This is a genomic window from Deinococcus aquiradiocola (assembly GCF_014646915.1).
GTDB lineage: Bacteria > Deinococcota > Deinococci > Deinococcales > Deinococcaceae > Deinococcus > Deinococcus aquiradiocola.
The window spans coordinates 85881-102359 of the sequence record NZ_BMOE01000010.1; the positions used below are offsets into that span (position 1 = coordinate 85881).

The following is a 16479-nucleotide window of genomic DNA, read 5'->3' on the forward strand; positions in this document are numbered from 1 at the left end:
TGACGTTCAGTTCAGGCGCTGCAGCGGCGCGCCGCGCGCCACCGTCACGGACGCGTGCGCGCGCGGGCTGAGGCCCTGCTGCCGCACCATCTGCCGCACCTGCTGGCACCGGCAGCTCGGGTACGTGCACAGCAGCGCCTCCGGGTCGCGGCCCAGCAGGTCCACCGTCACGTCCACCAGTTCCCGCACCCGGTACAGCCGCAGGCGCGAACGGCCCACCTGCACGGTGCGCGGATGCACGTGTGCCGCGATCCGGTCGAAGTCCGCCGAGCAGTTCGGGAAGGCGCACGGCGTGACGCGCCCGCCCAGCGCCACGTACCGCGTGAGGAGCGGCACGCCCGCCAGGTACTCCCCGTAATGGATGCTGGTGTTCGAACTGTGATCCACGCCCGCCAGCAGCGCGTACCCGTCCAGGTCGTACAGCGTCCCGATGGGCGCGTACGGGTTGTCGAGCGTCTGTGACGCCACCACCGCCTCCGCCTGCTCGCCCAGCGCCACGAAACTCAGGGCCGGGTGAAAGGAACGCCGCGCGGCCGCGCGCTCCACCATCGTCTGCGACAGCCGACCGATGTCGCGGCTCACGCGGGTATCCCGGTGGAACTGCGCGTGAATGGGGGAGTCCGGGCCACGCACCAGCGTCTGATAACTGAAGGCCGGGGCGACCAGCGTGGCCGTGCTGCGCTCCAGGCCGCGCAGCAGCGTGTCCGCGCCTCCTTCCAGCGTTCCGAAGGACCGCAGGCTGCTGTGCACGATCAGGTGCTCCGCGCCGGACAGGCCCAGCGACGAGAGCCCCTCGTCCAGCTGTTGAGGCGTGACCTGAACCCGGCGGGCAAGATTGAGCATTGAACCAGTCTACGACGCCCGCGCCCGCACATGGCGACATGACGCAGCATTCCCGCCCGGCACGCACGAAAGAAAGCGCCCGCCCCCGGATGCAGGGGGCGGGCGCGCTCAATCTGGGATCACTTCACGAACAGCATCTGACGGTAGTTCGGGAGGGGCCAGTACTTCACGGCCACCAGCTTCTCCAGCCCGTCGGCGGCGGCGCGCACGTCCAGCATGGCGGGCAGCACGTGGTCACGCATGTGGTGCGCCTTCTCGTGCACTTCCTCGCCGCCTTCCTCGGCGTTCACCTTGCGGAGCTTGCCGAGCGCTTCGTACAGGTCGTCGGCCAGGCCGCTCACTTCCTCGCTGAGGCCCTTGACGGCCTTGCTCTTCACGTCCACGTCCCCGAGCGCCGCGAGGTAGCTGAGCGCGGCGGGCAGGATCATCGTCTGCGCGATGTACTCGGTCGTCTCGCCCTCGATGTTCACGGTCTTGAAGTAGATGTCGTACATCACTTCCTGACGCGCTTCCAGCTCGCGTTTGCTGAGCACCTTGAAGTCCTCGAACAGCGTGACGTTCTTGGCGGCGCTGAAGGTCTCGATGGCGTCCAGCGTCGTGCGGAGGTTCAGCAGGCCGCGCTTCTCGGCCTCCTTGTGCCACGCGTCGCTGTACCCGTCGCCGTTGAAGACGATGCGCTTGTGCGCGCTGTACACGTCGCGCACCACGGCCGCGATCGCTTCGTCCAGGCTGCGCTTGCTGCGGCTCCCGCCGAGCTTCTCCTTGAGGGTCACGGTGAGCTGTGACACGGCGTCCGCCACGATGGTGTTCAGCACCGTGATGGGGAAGGAGATGCTCTGGCTGCTGCCCGCCGCGCGGAATTCGAACTTGTTCCCCGTGAACGCGAAGGGGCTGGTGCGGTTGCGGTCCCCGGCGTGACGCGGGAGTTTCGGCAGCACCGGCGCGCCCAGGCCCAGCACGCCCGCCGCCGTGCCGCGCCCACCCTGGCCGCTCGTGAGACGGTCGAGGATGTCGGTCAGCTCGTCACCCAGGAAGATGCTGATGATGGCGGGCGGCGCCTCGTTCGCACCGAGACGGTGATCGTTCTGCGCGGACGCCACCGACACGCGCAGCAGGTCCTGGTGATCGTCCACCGCCTTGATGACGGCCGCGCAGAAGAACAGGAACTGCATGTTCTCGTGCGGGGTGTCGCCCGGCTCCAGCAGGTTCTCGCCGGTGTCGGTGCCCATGCTCCAGTTGCAGTGCTTGCCGGAACCGTTCACGCCCGCGAAGGGCTTCTCGTGCAGCAGCGCCACCAGGCCGTACTTGCGGGCCGTGTTGCGCAGGATCTGCATGATGAGCTGCTGGTGGTCCGCCGCGACGTTGCTCTGCTCGTAGATGGGCGCGATCTCGAACTGGCCGGGCGCGACCTCGTTGTGACGCGTCTTGACGGGAATGCCGAGCGCGTACATCTGCTTCTCGGCGTCCGCCATGAAGCTCAGCACCCGGTCGGGAATCGCACCGAAGTAATGGTCCTCCAGCTCCTGGCCGCGCGGGGGCTTCGCGCCGAACAGCGTGCGGCCCGTCATGACGAGGTCCGGACGGCCGTAGTAGTACTCCTCGGCGATCAGGAAGTACTCCTGCTCCGCGCCGAGCGAACTGCCGACCTTGTTCGCGTCGCTGCCCATCAGCTTCAGGGCGGGCATCACGGCCTGGTTGAGCGCCTCGATGCTGCGCAGCAGCGGGGTCTTCAGGTCGAGCGCCTCACCGGTCCACGACGCGAACGCCGTCGGGATGCACAGGGTCGCGCCGTTGCTGTGACGCATGATGAACGCCGGGCTGGACGGGTCCCACGCCGTGTACCCGCGCGCCTCGAAGGTCGCGCGCAGGCCGCCCGACGGGAAGCTGCTCGCGTCCGGCTCCGCCTGAATGAGTTCCTTGCCGGAGAACGTCGCGATGGCGAGGCCGTCCGTGGTGGGCGTCAGGAAGCTGTCGTGCTTCTCGGCGGTGCTGCCGGTGAGCGGCTGGAACCAGTGCGTGTAGTGCGTGGCGCCCTTCTCCATCGCCCAGGTCTTCATGGCGAGCGCCACGGTGTCCGCGATGCTGGGGTCCAGGGTGCTGCTCTTCTCGAGCGTCGCCTGCAGGCTCTTGAAGACCGGGCGGCTCAGCCGCTGACGCAGTTCCTCCAGGGTCAGCACGTCGCTGGCGTAGACATCGTTGATGACCGCGCTGGGCGAGTGATCGGCGAAATCTTCCAGACGCCAGCTCTTGGCCGCGCTCAGTACGTCGAATTCCTGGTTCATGTGGACTCCTTTTGAAACTGCGGAGGGCGATGCCGCCCGCCACGCCCGGATGCCGGACCGGCTGGACGCGCCCACCTCGCTGAACAGCAGTATAGGAGCGCCGAACACCACACGTCAACGCAAAACGCTGCCAAAAACCAGAAATCAGGCTCGCAACCCCCCGAAGTTCCCAAAAAACCTGCCGGATGTTCAGGAATTTCTAGACAAATGACCCTAAAATACCGAACGCCGCGCGCCGACCCGCACGCGCCCCCACCCGGGCTCTCCCCGCCCCGCCAGACCCCACCCGCACCGGACGACGTATCATCTGGAGCAGTCACGACCACCCACGGACACCGCCGGAGCCTCACCCAGCGCACCGGCCGCACCCATCCCCACCCCCGAACACCCACCCCCGGCACGCCCCACGGAGCCCGCCATGACCAGAAAATCCCCCAGAAGTACCCCCGACACCCCCACCGCCCCCGCCCCGCACCCCGACCACACGCCCGAACGCATCCTCGAACGCCTCACGCAGGAAGGCGTGAAATTCCTGCGCCTGCAGTTCACCGACATCCTCGGCACCGTCAAGAACATCGAGGTCGCGCAGAGCCAGTTCCCCAAAGCCCTGCGCGGCGACGTGATGTTCGACGGCAGCGCCATCGAAGGCTTCACCCGCATCGAGGAATCCGACATGCTGCTGCGCCCCGACCTCAGCACCTTCCTCGTGTACCCGCAGTTCTCCCGCGAGGAAGGCGAACGCGGCAAGGTCGCCCGCCTCATCTGCGACGTGTACCTGCCCGACGGCACCCCCTTCGAAGGCGACCCGCGCCGCGTCCTCCGCCGCCAGATCGACCGCGCCGCCGCCCTCGGCCTCAGCCTGCACTGCGGCCCCGAACCGGAATTCTTCCTGTTCGAACGCGCCGCCAGCGGCCACGGCACCACCACCACCAACGACCACGCCGGATACTTCGACCTCGCCCCCATCGACAGAGGCGAACGCATCCGCCGCGAAATCACCAACAAACTCGTCGAGATGGGCTTCGAGATCGAAGGTGCGCACCACGAGGTCGCGCCCGGCCAGCACGAGATCGACTTCGGGTACGCGCCCGCCCTGCAGACCGCCGACGCCATCAGCACCTTCAAGTTCGTGGTGAAACGCGTCGCGCTGGAGTACGGCCTCCTCGCCAGCTTCCTCCCCAAACCCGCCTCCGGCGTCAGCGGCAGCGGCATGCACTGCCACCTGTCCCTCTTCAGGGACGGCCACAACGCCTTCGCCGACCCCGAAGGCGAGTACGGCCTGAGCCGCCTCGCCCTGAACTTCATCGCGGGCCTCCTCGAACACGCGCCCGGCATGGTCGCCGTCACCAACCCCCTCGTCAACAGCTACAAACGCCTCGTGCCCGGCTACGAAGCGCCCGTCAACGTCGCCTGGAGCACCAGCAACCGCAGCGCCCTCATCCGCATCCCCGCCAAACGCGGCAACAGCACCCGCGCCGAATTCCGCATGCCGGACCCCAGCTGCAACCCCTACCTCGCGCTCGCCCTGATGCTCGCCGCCGGACTCGACGGCATCGAACAGGGCCTCGAACCGCCCCCCGCCATCCAGCGCAACATCTTCAAGATGACCGTCCGCGAGAAACGCCACCACAAGATCCGCGAACTGCCCGGCAACCTCTCCGAAGCCGTCGATGCCCTCGAACGCGACGAAACCCTCGTCGCCGCGCTCGGAGAGCACCTCCACGACCGCTACAGCGAAGCCAAACGCCAGGAATGGGCCGAATACAGCGCCACCGTCCACCCCTGGGAACTCCACCGCTACCTCGACCTCATCTGAACCCGAGTCCGGCCCGCCCGTGCCGAACGGGCTGTCGCGCCTGTCGGAGAGAAGGTCCGCCGGGACAATACTGAACGCGGATACAGTCGTGCAGCTTCCACCGAGCGCATCAAGGAAGCAGAAAGCGCCTGGCGGGGGCTGCTGCTTTACCCTGTACCTATGACTTCGCCCGCCGACGTTCCGTCCGTCCCGTCCACGTCCCTGTCCGGCCTGTACGACTCGCACATGCACACGCCGCTCTGCGGGCACGCGGAGGGTCATCCGCGCGAGTACGCGCAGGCGGCGCTCGACGCGGGCCTGAGCGGGATCACGTTCACGGATCACATTCCGATGCCCGCGTGGTACGACGCGCCGTGGCGGATGCGGCTGGATCAGCTGGACGAGTACGTGGGCATGGTGCGTGAGGCGCAGGCGGAGTTCGCGGGGCGGCTGGAGGTGGGTCTGGGGCTGGAGGCGGACTTCCATCCGGGCACGGAGCGGTTCGTGGAGGAGGTGCTGGCCCTGCACGACTGGGATTACGTGATCGGGTCGGTGCATTACCTGGGCGCGTGGGGGTTCGACAATCCGGAGTTCGTGGACGAGTACGACCGGCGTGACCTGGGGCAGCTGTACCGGCATTACTACGCGCTGGTCGAGGGCGCGGCCCGCTGCGGGCTGTTCGACGCGCTCGGGCACCTGGACCTCCCGAAGAAGTTCGGGCACCGCGATCCGGATTCTGCGGCGGCGCTGCGGGTGCTGGATACGGTGGCGGCGCTGGGCCTGAGCCTGGATTACAACACGGCGGGGGAGCGCAAGCCGGTGGGAGAGGCGTACCCGGCGCCGGACCTGCTGGCGGCGGCAGCGGCCCGCGGGATCGGATTCGTGCTGGGGTCGGACGCGCACCGGCCTTCGGAGGTGGGCGCGTCGTTCGGCGCGGCGGCCGAGCGGGTGCGCGCGGCGGGCGGGCGGATCGTGCGGTACTCGGGGAGGGTGCGTCATGGCTGAACTGAAGGGGGAGGGGCGGGCGGCGGAGCTGGACCCGGACACCGGGGAGCTGATGGGGGGCCGCAAGGCGCTCGTGTCGGCCCTGAAGCGCACGGCGGACCTGCTGGACGTGCTGGGCGAGGACGGGTTCCGCGCGAACGCGTACCGTGGGGCGGCGCGGAGTCTGGAGGGCGTGACGGCAGAGCTGGGCGAGCTGGCGGGCCGGGCGTTCAAGGGCGTGCCGAAGGTCGGGCCGGGCATCGCGGCGGAACTGACGGCGTACGTGCAGAGCGGCGTGTTCGGGCCGCTGGCGGAGATCGAGGCGCAGATCCCGCCGGGCGTGCTGACGCTGTTCCGCGTGCGTGGCCTGGGTCCGAAGAAGATCCGGGCGCTGTGGGACGCGGGCATCGTGTCGCTGCAGACGCTGTGGGAGGCGGCGCAGGACGGTCGGCTCGCGGCGTTGAAGGGCTTCGGGGCGCGGAGTGCGGCGACGCTGTCGGACGCGGCGGAGTTCGCGCTGGCGTCGCAGTCGCGGCAGTTCATGAGCATCGGGCTGGGGCTTGGCATGCAGCTGGCCCGCTGGCTGGACGCGCTGGAGCCGCGCGTGGCGGGCGAGTTGCGGCGCGGCCTGGACACGGTCGGCACGCTTCGCCTGACGGTGACGGGCACGGCCGGGCAGGTGCTGGCGGCCCTGGCGGGACACGTGGACGACCTGCGGGCCGAGGCGGGCAAGCCGCTCGTGACGGGCTGCCTGGAGGGTCTGCCGGTCGAGGTGGGGTTCGCGCCGGCCGGGGCGCGCGGCGCTCTGGACCTGACGTTCGGGGGCGGGCCGGAGTACCGGCTGCGCGTGCGTGCGCGCGCCACGGAGCTCGGCCTGCACCTGAGCGGGCGCGGCCTGCGGCGCGGTGAGGACGTGCTGGACACGCCGTCCGAGCGGGACGTGCTGCGCGAACTGCAGCTGCCGTACCTGCCGCCCGAACACCGGGAGAACGAGCACCTGGCCCTGCGGGACCTGCCGCCGGAAGCGGACCTGATCGCGGTGCGGGACGTGCGGGCGCTGCTGCACACGCACAGCACGTGGTCGGACGGCGCGGCCAGCATCGCCGACATGGCGCGCGAGGCGGCCCGGCTGGACTTCGCGGGGGACGGTGCGTCGTACCTGGGGACGGGCGACCACTCCGGCGCGGCGCACTACGCGAACGGTCTGGACGCGGGCCGTCTCGCGCAGCAGCTGCGTGAGGTACGCGAGCTGCAGGCGGCGGGCGTGCCGCTCGTGGCAGGCGCCGAGGTGGACATCCTGGAGGACGGGTCGCTGGACTACCCGGACGACCTGCTCGCGCAGCTGGATTACGTGGTGGCGAGCGTCCACAGCGGTTTCACGCTCGACAGCGCCCGGCAGACGGAGCGCCTGATCCGCGCGGCCAGTCACCCGCTCGTCACGGTGCTCGGGCACCCGACGGGGCGGCTGCTGCTGCGCCGCCCCGGCTACCCGCTCGACCTGGACGCCGTGCTGACCGCGTGCGCGGAGCGCGGCACGGTGGTGGAGATCAACGCCTCGCCGTACCGGCTGGACCTCGACTGGCGCGTCGCGCTGCGCTGGCGGGACCGCCTGCGGTTCGCCATCAACACGGACGCGCACAGCCTGGCGGGCCTGCAGGACGTGCGGTACGGGGTGCTGGCGGCCCGCAAGGCGGCCCTGACGCCCGCGCACGTCATCAACACGCTGACGCGCCCGGAACTGCTGGCGTTCGTGCAGGCGCAGCGCGCGGCACGCGGCGCGTAGTTCGCCCGCCCGGAACGCAAGTTGCCGTCCGGACGCCAGCATCAAACCGTGTCAGCGGTCGCTGCGGCCGTAGCGGGCGAGGATCAGGTCGCTGAGCGCCTGCCATTCGCCCTGCTTGCCGCTCGGGAGCTGCTGTCCGACAGTCTGCAGGTACGCGGTCAGGTCGCGCGGGGTGAGGGTGGCGGGCGTGTGTCCCAGGGCGCTGGCCGCCTCGGGGATGAGCACTTCGGCCATCGGGCCGATCAGTCGCGTGAGGTTCCAGTGGAGGTCCTCGGTGAAGGCGTCGCCGAGCGGCGCGTCCTGCGGCGCGGCCCGCCCGAGCGCGAGGCCGAGCGTGTCGCCGTCCTCACCGCCGAGCACGGCGCCCATCATGGTGTCGAAGGCGGCGAGGGCGGCGTCCGGGTCGCGCCGCAGGATGGCGTCCACCAGGGTCTCGTGGACGGCGTACAGTTCGTGGAAGCGGCCTTCCGCGATCAGCTGGTGACTGATGACGCGCAGCACGTGACTGATGGGCGTGTGGATGGCGTGCAGGAGGCGCACCATGACGGGGTTCCCGGCGGCGCGCGCGATGGCGAAGTGCAGGGCGAGGTCGGCCTGCACGAACAGTTCCGGGTCGCCGCGCGCGGCCTGCATGCGCGCGAGGACGCGGCGCAGTTCGTCCTGCTGTTCGGGCGTGGCGTGCCGGGCGGCGCGGGCGATGGTGTAGTGTTCGAGTGCCTGGCGCGTGTCGAGGAAGTCCAGGGCTTCCTGTTCGCTGGTGACGGCGCCCAGCCAGAGGTTGACGCTGGGCGGCTGTTCGGCCGCTTCGAGGATCAGGGTGCCGCGTCCGGGGCGGGCGTCCACCACGCCCGCGGCGGACAGGATGCTGATGGCTTCGCGGACGGCGGCGACGCCGGTCCCGTACTGCTGCGCGAGTTCGCGCTGGCTGGGGAGGGTGTCGCCGGGGCGCAGTTTGCCCTGGTGCAGCAGGCTCTGGATGTGCTGGGCGATGTTCTCGCCGAGCGAGAGTTTGTCCTGCGGGTCGAGGTTGAAGGGCGTCACGGTTCGCGGCTCCGGGTGCTGCTGGGGGGCGGGGCGGGGCGCAGGCGCGTCATGGCGAGGGCGAGGCTGGTGCGGAGGCGTTCGATGGCGAGCGCGAGGTCGTGCAGTTCGGTGATGGTGCGGGTGGGCGCGTCGAGCGTCACGGGGTCCTGCAGGTCGCCGAGGCTGAGGCGGTCGGCGGTGCGCGTGAGGTGCACGATGGGCGTCACGACGCGGCGCGTGGCGCGCCACGCGAGGGCCGCCGCGAGCAGGGCGGCGAGCGTGCAGGCGATCACGACGAGCCACTGCTGGCGCAGCAGCAGCGTCTCGATGCCGGTGTTGCTGACGCCGACGCCCAGCTCGAAGAGGGGGGTGCCGCCGGGGGCGGGGTCGCCGGGGAGCTGCAGGGCGCGCTGGCCGCTGCGGTCCTCGTACACGCGGGCGCGCACGACCTGGTAGGCGCGGTCGCCGCCGGAGAGGGTGTCGGCGACGCGGTTGAGGCGGTCGCGCACGGCGGGGTCGGTGACGCGGGCGGCGGCGTCCCGGTACAGGGCGAGGCGCGTGTCGTGGAACACGAAGCGGTGCGAGGCGGGGTCGGTGGTCTGGGCGGCGTCGTAGGCGCGGCGCAGGGCCCAGTCGGTGTCGGGCGTCTTGGAGCGGAAGAAGCGCAGGGTGTCGCCGGTGGGGCGCACGTCCACGAATTCGACGTTGTCGGCCGTCACGGCCGCCTGGAGCTGCGCGGCGACCTGCGTGAGGTCGCTCACGTCGAGGGTGGTGCCGAGGATGCGGGCGACGGTCGCGGCGAGGCTGTCGTCGACGGCGCGCAGGGCACTCATGCGTTCCGCGCCGAGTACGGCGGCGACGAACAGCCCGAGCAGCAGGACGGGCAGCACGGTGACGGTCAGCAGTCGGGCGAGCAGGCTGCGGCTCCCGCCCTGCGGTGCGGGCCGGGCGGGGGAGAGGGCGCTGGCGGGGGTGGGCACGTCCTCATGGTACGGCAAGGCCGCCCACCAGAATTGATGTACCGGGTTCAATGATCGGATCAATGATTCGATTGACTTAACCGGCCTGCCCGCATACACTCACGAAGACTCCCGTCATCCAACCCCAGCCAGCGCCCCACCCGGCCACCCCCAGTCCCGCCCACCCCCGGCAGGCGACCTGGGTCACACCCCTGCCGCGCCCCACAGGAGCCCGCCATGCGTCAAGCCCGTCCCCTGCTCGCCCTGACCGCACTCGCCCTGACCGCCGCCGCCACCGCCGACAAGGTCGGCACGCCCGTCCCCATCGGCATCGCGGTCGCGCAGACCAGCAACACCGCCCTGCTCGGACAGGAACAGGTGATCGGCGCACGCTTCGCCGAGAAGTACATCAACGCGCGCGGCGGCATCAACGGCACCCCCATCCGGCTCGTGTTCCAGGACACCGGCGGCGACGAGGCCGGCGCCATCAACGCCTTCCAGAACCTCATCACCAAGGACAGGGTCGTCGGCATCGTCGGCCCGACCCTCTCCCAGCAGGCCTTCAGCGCCGACCCCATCGCCGACCGCGCCAGGGTCCCGGTCCTCGGGCCGAGCAACACCGCCAAAGGCATCCCGCAGATCGGCCCGTACGTCGCCCGCGTGTCCGCGCCCGTCTCGGTCGTCGCGCCCAACGCCGTGAAACAGGCCCTGAAACTCGACCCCAAAATCAAGCGCGTCGCGGTGCTGTACGCCCAGAACGACGCCTTCTCCACCAGCGAGACCGGCACCTTCCAGCAGACCGCCAAGGACCAGGGCCTCACCGTCGCCACCGTCCAGAAGTTCCTCACGACCGACAGCGACTTCACCACGCAGGTCACGGCCGTCCTCAACGAGAACGTCGACCTCGTCATCGTGTCCGGCCTCGCCAACGACGGCGGCAACCTCGTCAAGCAGCTCCGGCAGCTGGGCTACAAGGGCAGCATCATCGGCGGCAACGGCCTGAACACCAGCAACATGTTCCCCGTCTGCCAGCAGTACTGCGACGGCATCATCATCGCGCAGGCGTACAGCCCCGCCCAGCCGAGCGCCAACAACCAGCTGTTCGTCAAGGAATACACCGCGCAGTACAAGAAGGCCCCGCCGCAGTTCGCCGCGCAGGCCTTCACGGGCGTGCAGGTCATGGTGGACGCCCTGAAGGTCCTCGACCACAAGAAGAAACTCGGCGACTGGGAACTCGCGGACCTGCGTACGGCCCTCAACACCCAGATTCTCGCCGGGAAGTACAACACGCCCCTCGGCCCGATCAGCTTCGACAAGGACGGCGAACTGCAGCAGCAGTCCTTCTATGTCGCGCAGATCAAGATGAAGGACGCCAAGACCGGCAGCTTCGTCTTCCTGAAGTGACGCCCGCCTGAGCCCCCGCCGCACGCGGACGGGCACCCCAACCACGGACAGCCCCAGCCACGGACAGCCCCAGCCACCACGGTCCAGCCACGGACAGGCACACGCGCGGGAAGCGGCACGCACGGGAACCCCCCACGGCCCGCTTCCCGCGCTCACGCCGGGAGCCCCATGACCGAACTGCTGCAGAACCTCATCAACGGCCTCGCCATCGGCAGCGTGTACGCCATCTTCGCGCTCGGGTACACGCTCGTCTTCTCGATCCTCGGGATCATCAACTTCGCGCACGGCGCGGTCTTCACGCTCGGCGCGTACTTCACGTACACCCTCGTCGTCGGCCAGTTCGAGAACAACGGCCTCATCAAGGGCGTGAACCTCTTCCCGGCCGGCTCGCCCTTCCACGGCAGCGCCTGGGCCTTCGCGGCCGCCGCCGTGATCGGCGCCCTGCTGTCCGGCGTGGTCGCCGTGATCATCGAACGCCTCGCGTTCCGCCCCATGCGCGCGCGCGGCGCCGACCCGCTCCTCGCGCTCGTCAGCAGCCTCGGCGTGGCGCTCGTCATCGTGAACCTCATCCAGATCCTCGTCGGCGCGGAAAGTTACAGCTTCCCCACCGACATTTACGGCGACCTGAAACCCGCCCTGATCCTGCACGTCGGCGGGAAGCTGGTGGTCGTGAGGACCGTGCAGGTCATCATCTTCGCGGTCAGCATGGTGCTGCTCCTCATCCTCGGGTACGTGATCGGCCGCACGCGCACCGGCAAGGCCCTGCGTGCCGTCGCCGAGAACCCCGGCACGGCCAGCCTGCTCGGCATCAGCGTCGAGCGCTTCATCGTCATCACGTTCTTCCTGTCGGGCTTCCTGGGCGGCCTGGCCGGGACGCTCGTCAGCACGGCCTTCAGTGTCGCCGGACCGTACTTCGGCGTGGCGTACGGCCTCAAGGGCCTCGCCGTGATCGTGCTGGGCGGCCTGGGCAGCATTCCGGGCGCCGTCGTGGGCGGCCTCGTGATCGGGCTCGCCGAGGCGTTCGTGCCCGCCCAGTACAGCGCGTACAAGGACGCCGTCGCCTTCGCGCTGCTGTTCGTCATCCTGCTGCTGCGCCCCCAGGGCCTGCTCGGCCGCCTGCAGATCCAGAAGGTCTGATACGGTTTTAAGCTGAACTTTTGGAGTTCAGCCGAGCGGAGCGAGTATCAACAAGTACGGTTTTGAGGAGGTGGAAGGGATGCTGGTGCTGTTCCCGGCATCCCTGGAATCGGATCAAAACCGTATGACCCCACCCACTCCAGAGGACACCATGGACTTCCTGCAAACCTACGGCTTCCTGATCGTGACCATGCTGCAGCAGGGCCTGCTGGGCCTGAGCCTGTACTTCCCGCTGATGGCCGGGCAGCTGAGCCTCGCCAGTCCCGGCTTCTACTCGCTCGGCGGGTACATCGCGGCCATCCTGCTGACCGCGCCGCAGTTCGCGCCCTGGCGTGACGCGCTGGGCGGCTGGATCTTCCCGGTGTCGTGGCTGCTGTCCGCGCTCGCGTCGGCCCTGCTGGGCGTGCTGGTCGGCATTCCGGCCCTGCGGCTGCGCGGCATCTACCTGGCGCTCGCCACCATCGCCTTCGTGCAGATCCTGCAGGTGCTGAGCCTGAACCTGTCCATCACGGGCGGCGCGGTCGGCCTGTTCGGCATCCCGCAGGCGTTCGGGTTCGTGGACCGCTGGCAGTACGTGTTCGTGTTCCTGCCGACCGTGCTGATCGTGCTGCTGTTCGCGCACCGCCTGCAGGGGTCCCGCGTGGGCCGCGCCTTCCGCGCGATCCGTGAGGACGAACTCGCGGCGGACGCGATGGGTATCCCGCCCACCCGCTACAAGGTGCTGGCCTTCGTGATCGGGGCGGTCGTGGCGGGCGTGGTCGGCGCCATGAGTGCCCCCTTCCTGAACACCTGGAACGCCCGGCAGGGCACCTTCGACGCGTCCATCGCGTTCCTGGCGTACACCCTGATCGGCGGGAGCCGCAGCATGTGGGGCCCGCTGCTCGGCGGCGCGCTCCTGGCGAGCCTGCCGGAACTGCTGCGCGGCCTCGCCGACTGGCGACTCGTGATCAACGGTCTGGTGCTCGTCGTGGCGAGCCTGTACCTCCCGCAGGGCATCGTGGGCGCCCTCGGCCGGTTGCGCCGCCCCGCGCCCCCGCAGCGTCCCGCGCCGCCCGCCCCGCCTGCCGTGCGCGGCCCCGCGCTGGGAGACACGCCGTGACGGGCGTCCCCCTCATGGCCGCCCCCCTCATGGCCGCCGAGGCCGTCCTGCAGGCGAGCGGGCTCACGCGCCGCTTCGGTGGCCTGATCGCCGTGAACGACGTGTCCTTCGAGGTGCGGCGCGGCGAGATCTTCGGCCTGATCGGCCCGAACGGCGCGGGCAAGACGACCCTCTTCAACCTCATGACGGGCCTCACCCCGCCGTCCTCCGGCACCCTCACGTACGCCGGGCAGGACATCACGGGGCAGCCGCCGCACCGCGTCGCGGCCCTCGGCATCGGCCGCACCTTCCAGAACATCCGCCTGTTCCGCGTGCTGAGCGCCCTGGAGAACGTCAAGATCGCCCAGCACGCCCGCACCACCTCCGGCCTGATCAGCGGCCTCAGCGGACGCGACCGCGCCGAGGAACGCCTCGTGACCGAACGCGCCTGGGCACTCCTCGACCTCGTCGGCCTGTCGGACCGCGCGGGCGAAGAAGCCGGGAACTTCAGTTACGGCGACCAGCGCCGCCTGGAGATCGCGCGCGCCCTCGCCCTGCAACCCCGCGTACTGCTGCTCGACGAGCCCGCCGCAGGCATGAACACCAGCGAGAAGGGCGAACTGACCGGCTTCATCCGCCGCGTCCGCGACGAGTACGACCTGACCGTCATGGTGATCGAGCACCACGTGCCGCTCGTCATGAACCTCTGCGACCGCGTCGCCGTCCTGAACTTCGGTCAGCTGATCGCGGTGGGCGACCCCGCCACCGTCCAGCGTGACCCCAGGGTCATCGAAGCGTACCTCGGCGGCTGAACCGCCCCCACCCACCCGCGCCGCGCACAAAGGAGGCCGCATGGCCCTGCTCGACATCGAACACCTCAGCGTCAACTACGGCGCCATCCAGGCCGTCAGGGACCTGTCCCTCACCGTGCAGGAAGGCGAGATCGTCACCCTCATCGGCGCGAACGGCGCAGGCAAGACCACCACCCTGCGCGCCGTCTCCCGCCTCCTGAAACCGCGCGGCGGCACCCTGCGCTTCGCGGGCCGCGACCTCACCCGCCTCCCGCCCGACGAAGCCGTCCGGCTCGGCATCGCGCAGAGCCCCGAAGGCCGACAGGTCCTCGCCCGGCAGACCGTGCACGACAACCTCGAACTCGGCGCGTACACCCGCCGTGACCACGCCCAGATCCACGCCGACATCGAACAGCAGTACGACCGCTTCCCCAGGCTCCGCGAACGCCGCGCCCAGCCCGCCGGGACCCTCTCCGGCGGCGAACAGCAGATGCTCGCCATCGCCCGCGCCCTCATGAGCCGCCCGAAACTGCTGCTGCTCGACGAACCCAGCCTCGGCCTCGCGCCACTCGTGGTGCTGGAAATCTTCGGCATCCTGCGCGAACTGAATGCCCAGGGCGTCACCATGCTCCTCGTCGAACAGAACGCCCGCCTCGCCATGCAGCACAGCCACCGCACGTACGTCATGGAGGCCGGACAGGTCACCTTCACCGGCCCGTCCGACCAGCTCGTGAACGACGAACGCGTCCTGCACGCCTATCTGGGCGGCTGACCCGGCCGGGACAGCAGAGGGCGGCGGCCCCCACGGGAACCGCCGCCCTCCTGTCTGTTCCTGCGCCCTGCAGCCCCTCAGGTGTGCATTGCCCGGTGGACCGGAATCCCGATCAGACGGTTTTGAGCTGAACTTTTTGAGTTCAGCCGAGCGAAGCGAGCACCAACAAGTACGGTGTTGAGGAGGTGGAAGGGATGTCGGTGCTTTTTCCGGCATCCCTGGAATCGGATCAAAACCGTATCAGACGTTGAAGCCGAACATGCGCATCTGGCGTTTGCCGTCGTCGCTCATCTTGTCGGGCGCCCACGGCGGCGACCACACGAACTCCACCTCGACCTGATTGATGCCGTCCAGGCGCATGACGGCCATCTCCGCGTCCGCGCGGATCAGGTCCTGCACGGGGCAGCCGACCGAGGTGAGCGTCATGGTGATCTCGACGTTCCCGGCGGTGCTGATGTCCACGCCGTAGATCAGGCCGAGGTCCACGACGTTCACGGGAATCTCCGGGTCCTTCACGACCTTGAGCGCTTCGAGCACCTGCGCCTGGCTGGGCAGGCCCTCCGCGACCGGCGTGGTGCTGGGGTTCACGAGCGCGCCGCTGTACACGCCGTCCCCGGCGCTGGTGTCCACCGCGTCCGTGTGCGCGTCGCCGGTCACTTGTCGTCACCGGTGGGCAGGCCGTCCTGCACCCAGGCCATCGTGCCGCCCGTGAGGTTGCTGACGTTGCCGTAGCCCTGGTCGATCAGGAACTGACCGGCACGTTCGCTGCGGGCGCCGCTGCGGCAGATCATGATGATCTCGGCGTCCCTGGGGAGGGAAGCGTAGCTGTTCTGGAAGTCGCTGAGCGGCATGAGCTGCGCGCCGGTCGCGTGGACCTCGTCGTACTCGTTCGGTTCGCGCACGTCGATCAGCAGGGCGCCCTGCTGGAGGCGGGCCTGGGCGTCTTTCGGGTTGAGCTCGTTCATGCTGCCCAGCATACAGGGCGAGTGCGGGCCGGACCCTGAGTTGAGCCGCATTGTGCGTGGTCGCATTTCGCATCGTGCCGTGCGGCCGGGTCGCGGCCCCGTGAGTGGGCGCCCGGGCGGGCAGGGGGGAGGCGCGTGCGGGTACACTGCCTGCATGTCCACGCCCGACCCGCAGTCCCCTGCCGTTCCCCCGTCCGCGCCGGGTCCGGGCCTGCCGGACGCCTCGGCGCTGCTGGTGGACCTGAGGCCCGCGCCGTTGCGGGCGGCCGTGCCGCTCCCCGCCCTGCCGAACCGCGTGGTGACGCTCACGCTGGACGTGATCGAGGACGGCGGGCACGGCCTCACGGCGGGTGCGGGCGAGGTGGTGGTGCTGTGCGAGCGCGGGGTTCGCAGCACCCTGGCCGCGCGGCTGCTGCGGGCCGACGGCGTGAACGCCAGCGCGTACCCGGGCGGTGTGCCTGCCCTGCTGCGCGCCCTGCCCTGAGACCGGACCGAACGACCTGCGGGCGCGTCACGCCCTGCCGCGTGTTTGGACAGCGTGGCGTGCGCTGCGCTAGTATGGAGCCTGCTGTCTGCCCCCCGACCCCCGGCACCGCACGGGACTGCACCACAACGCTGCACCCTGCGGTTCCGGGACCGGGCGAGCGCGGACGACTGAAGGGC

15 protein-coding genes are annotated in these 16479 nt (G+C 69.9%); 9 read left to right on the forward strand and 6 right to left on the reverse strand.

Annotation, left to right across the window (positions count from 1 at the left end; translation table 11 throughout):
• Positions 1 to 6 precede the first annotated feature (6 nt).
• Positions 7 to 843, reverse strand: a complete 837-nt coding sequence (locus IEY33_RS13925) for an AAC(3) family N-acetyltransferase (RefSeq protein WP_188963891.1) — start codon at positions 841 to 843, stop codon at positions 7 to 9.
• 119 nt (positions 844 to 962) lie between these two features.
• Complete coding sequence (locus tag IEY33_RS13930; protein ID WP_188963892.1) at positions 963 to 3125, reverse strand: glutamine synthetase III family protein; 2163 nt, start codon at positions 3123 to 3125, stop codon at positions 963 to 965.
• A 418-nt stretch (positions 3126 to 3543) separates the two neighbouring features.
• Between IEY33_RS13930 and IEY33_RS13935 the strand changes: the two genes are divergently transcribed.
• From IEY33_RS13935 to IEY33_RS13945, 3 genes are all read left to right on the forward strand, one after another.
• Positions 3544 to 4941, forward strand: coding sequence for a glutamine synthetase family protein (locus IEY33_RS13935; RefSeq protein WP_188963893.1), 1398 nt, complete (start codon positions 3544 to 3546; stop codon positions 4939 to 4941).
• A 159-nt stretch (positions 4942 to 5100) separates the two neighbouring features.
• Entirely contained in the window at positions 5101 to 5925 is an 825-nt protein-coding gene (locus IEY33_RS13940) for a histidinol-phosphatase HisJ family protein (protein WP_188963894.1), read from the forward strand.
• A gap of 52 nt (positions 5926 to 5977) precedes the next feature.
• Positions 5978 to 7687 carry a DNA polymerase/3'-5' exonuclease PolX gene (locus tag IEY33_RS13945; RefSeq protein WP_188963934.1) on the forward strand — a complete coding sequence of 570 codons (1710 nt, stop codon included), beginning with the start codon at positions 5978 to 5980 and terminating at the stop codon, positions 7685 to 7687.
• A 51-nt stretch (positions 7688 to 7738) separates the two neighbouring features.
• Here IEY33_RS13945 and IEY33_RS13950 read toward each other — a convergent pair whose 3' ends face one another.
• Together IEY33_RS13950 and IEY33_RS13955 are read right to left on the reverse strand one after the other, a co-directional pair.
• Positions 7739 to 8728 (reverse strand): FadR/GntR family transcriptional regulator, encoded by a 990-nt coding sequence (locus tag IEY33_RS13950; protein ID WP_188963895.1) that lies wholly within the window; start codon positions 8726 to 8728, stop codon positions 7739 to 7741.
• Entirely contained in the window at positions 8725 to 9690 is a 966-nt protein-coding gene (locus IEY33_RS13955) for a HAMP domain-containing protein (RefSeq protein WP_188963896.1), read from the reverse strand. Before IEY33_RS13955 ends, IEY33_RS13950 begins: the two co-directional genes overlap by 4 nt.
• A gap of 216 nt (positions 9691 to 9906) precedes the next feature.
• On the opposite strand from IEY33_RS13955, the gene IEY33_RS13960 reads away from it, so the two are divergent.
• The 5 genes from IEY33_RS13960 to IEY33_RS13980 all read left to right on the forward strand — a co-directional run bounded on the left by IEY33_RS13960 (position 9907) and on the right by IEY33_RS13980 (position 14851).
• Positions 9907 to 11073, forward strand: coding sequence for an ABC transporter substrate-binding protein (locus IEY33_RS13960; protein WP_188963897.1), 1167 nt, complete (start codon positions 9907 to 9909; stop codon positions 11071 to 11073).
• 168 nt (positions 11074 to 11241) lie between these two features.
• Positions 11242 to 12210, forward strand: a complete 969-nt coding sequence (locus IEY33_RS13965) for a branched-chain amino acid ABC transporter permease (protein ID WP_188963898.1) — start codon at positions 11242 to 11244, stop codon at positions 12208 to 12210.
• A gap of 151 nt (positions 12211 to 12361) precedes the next feature.
• Entirely contained in the window at positions 12362 to 13309 is a 948-nt protein-coding gene (locus IEY33_RS13970) for a branched-chain amino acid ABC transporter permease (RefSeq protein ID WP_188963899.1), read from the forward strand.
• A gap of 29 nt (positions 13310 to 13338) precedes the next feature.
• Positions 13339 to 14100 (forward strand): ABC transporter ATP-binding protein, encoded by a 762-nt coding sequence (locus IEY33_RS13975; protein WP_188963935.1) that lies wholly within the window; start codon positions 13339 to 13341, stop codon positions 14098 to 14100.
• Positions 14101 to 14140: 40 nt separating this feature from the next.
• Positions 14141 to 14851, forward strand: coding sequence for an ABC transporter ATP-binding protein (locus tag IEY33_RS13980; RefSeq protein ID WP_188963900.1), 711 nt, complete (start codon positions 14141 to 14143; stop codon positions 14849 to 14851).
• A gap of 240 nt (positions 14852 to 15091) precedes the next feature.
• On the opposite strand, the gene IEY33_RS13985 is transcribed toward IEY33_RS13980, so the two are convergent.
• Both IEY33_RS13985 and IEY33_RS13990 read right to left on the reverse strand, forming a co-directional pair.
• A complete protein-coding gene (locus tag IEY33_RS13985) occupies positions 15092 to 15406 on the reverse strand; it encodes a metal-sulfur cluster assembly factor (protein ID WP_188963936.1) in 315 nt (104 codons plus the stop codon).
• 98 nt (positions 15407 to 15504) lie between these two features.
• On the reverse strand, positions 15505 to 15816 hold the full coding sequence (locus tag IEY33_RS13990; RefSeq protein WP_229671022.1) for a rhodanese-like domain-containing protein: 312 nt from the start codon (positions 15814 to 15816) through the stop codon (positions 15505 to 15507).
• 154 nt (positions 15817 to 15970) lie between these two features.
• On the opposite strand from IEY33_RS13990, the gene IEY33_RS13995 reads away from it, so the two are divergent.
• Positions 15971 to 16300: a rhodanese-like domain-containing protein gene (locus IEY33_RS13995; protein WP_229671023.1), complete on the forward strand. Its 330-nt coding sequence runs from the start codon at positions 15971 to 15973 to the stop codon at positions 16298 to 16300.
• The last annotated feature ends 179 nt before the right edge of the window (positions 16301 to 16479 follow it).

Bases quoted from the DNA above. Each gene is read 5' to 3' on its own strand.
- IEY33_RS13925 (WP_188963891.1), bottom strand. From the start codon at position 843: ATGCTCAATCTTGCCCGCCGGGTTCAGGTCACGCCTCAACAGCTGGAC.
- IEY33_RS13930 (WP_188963892.1), bottom strand. From the start codon at position 3,125: ATGAACCAGGAATTCGACGTACTGAGCGCGGCCAAGAGCTGGCGTCTG.
- IEY33_RS13935 (WP_188963893.1), top strand. From the start codon at position 3,544: ATGACCAGAAAATCCCCCAGAAGTACCCCCGACACCCCCACCGCCCCC.
- IEY33_RS13940 (WP_188963894.1), top strand. From the start codon at position 5,101: ATGACTTCGCCCGCCGACGTTCCGTCCGTCCCGTCCACGTCCCTGTCC.
- IEY33_RS13945 (WP_188963934.1), top strand. From the start codon at position 5,978: ATGGGGGGCCGCAAGGCGCTCGTGTCGGCCCTGAAGCGCACGGCGGAC.
- IEY33_RS13960 (WP_188963897.1), top strand. From the start codon at position 9,907: ATGCGTCAAGCCCGTCCCCTGCTCGCCCTGACCGCACTCGCCCTGACC.
- IEY33_RS13965 (WP_188963898.1), top strand. From the start codon at position 11,242: ATGACCGAACTGCTGCAGAACCTCATCAACGGCCTCGCCATCGGCAGC.
- IEY33_RS13970 (WP_188963899.1), top strand. From the start codon at position 12,362: ATGGACTTCCTGCAAACCTACGGCTTCCTGATCGTGACCATGCTGCAG.
- IEY33_RS13975 (WP_188963935.1), top strand. From the start codon at position 13,339: ATGGCCGCCGAGGCCGTCCTGCAGGCGAGCGGGCTCACGCGCCGCTTC.
- IEY33_RS13980 (WP_188963900.1), top strand. From the start codon at position 14,141: ATGGCCCTGCTCGACATCGAACACCTCAGCGTCAACTACGGCGCCATC.
- IEY33_RS13990 (WP_229671022.1), bottom strand. From the start codon at position 15,816: ATGAACGAGCTCAACCCGAAAGACGCCCAGGCCCGCCTCCAGCAGGGC.
- IEY33_RS13995 (WP_229671023.1), top strand. From the start codon at position 15,971: ATGTCCACGCCCGACCCGCAGTCCCCTGCCGTTCCCCCGTCCGCGCCG.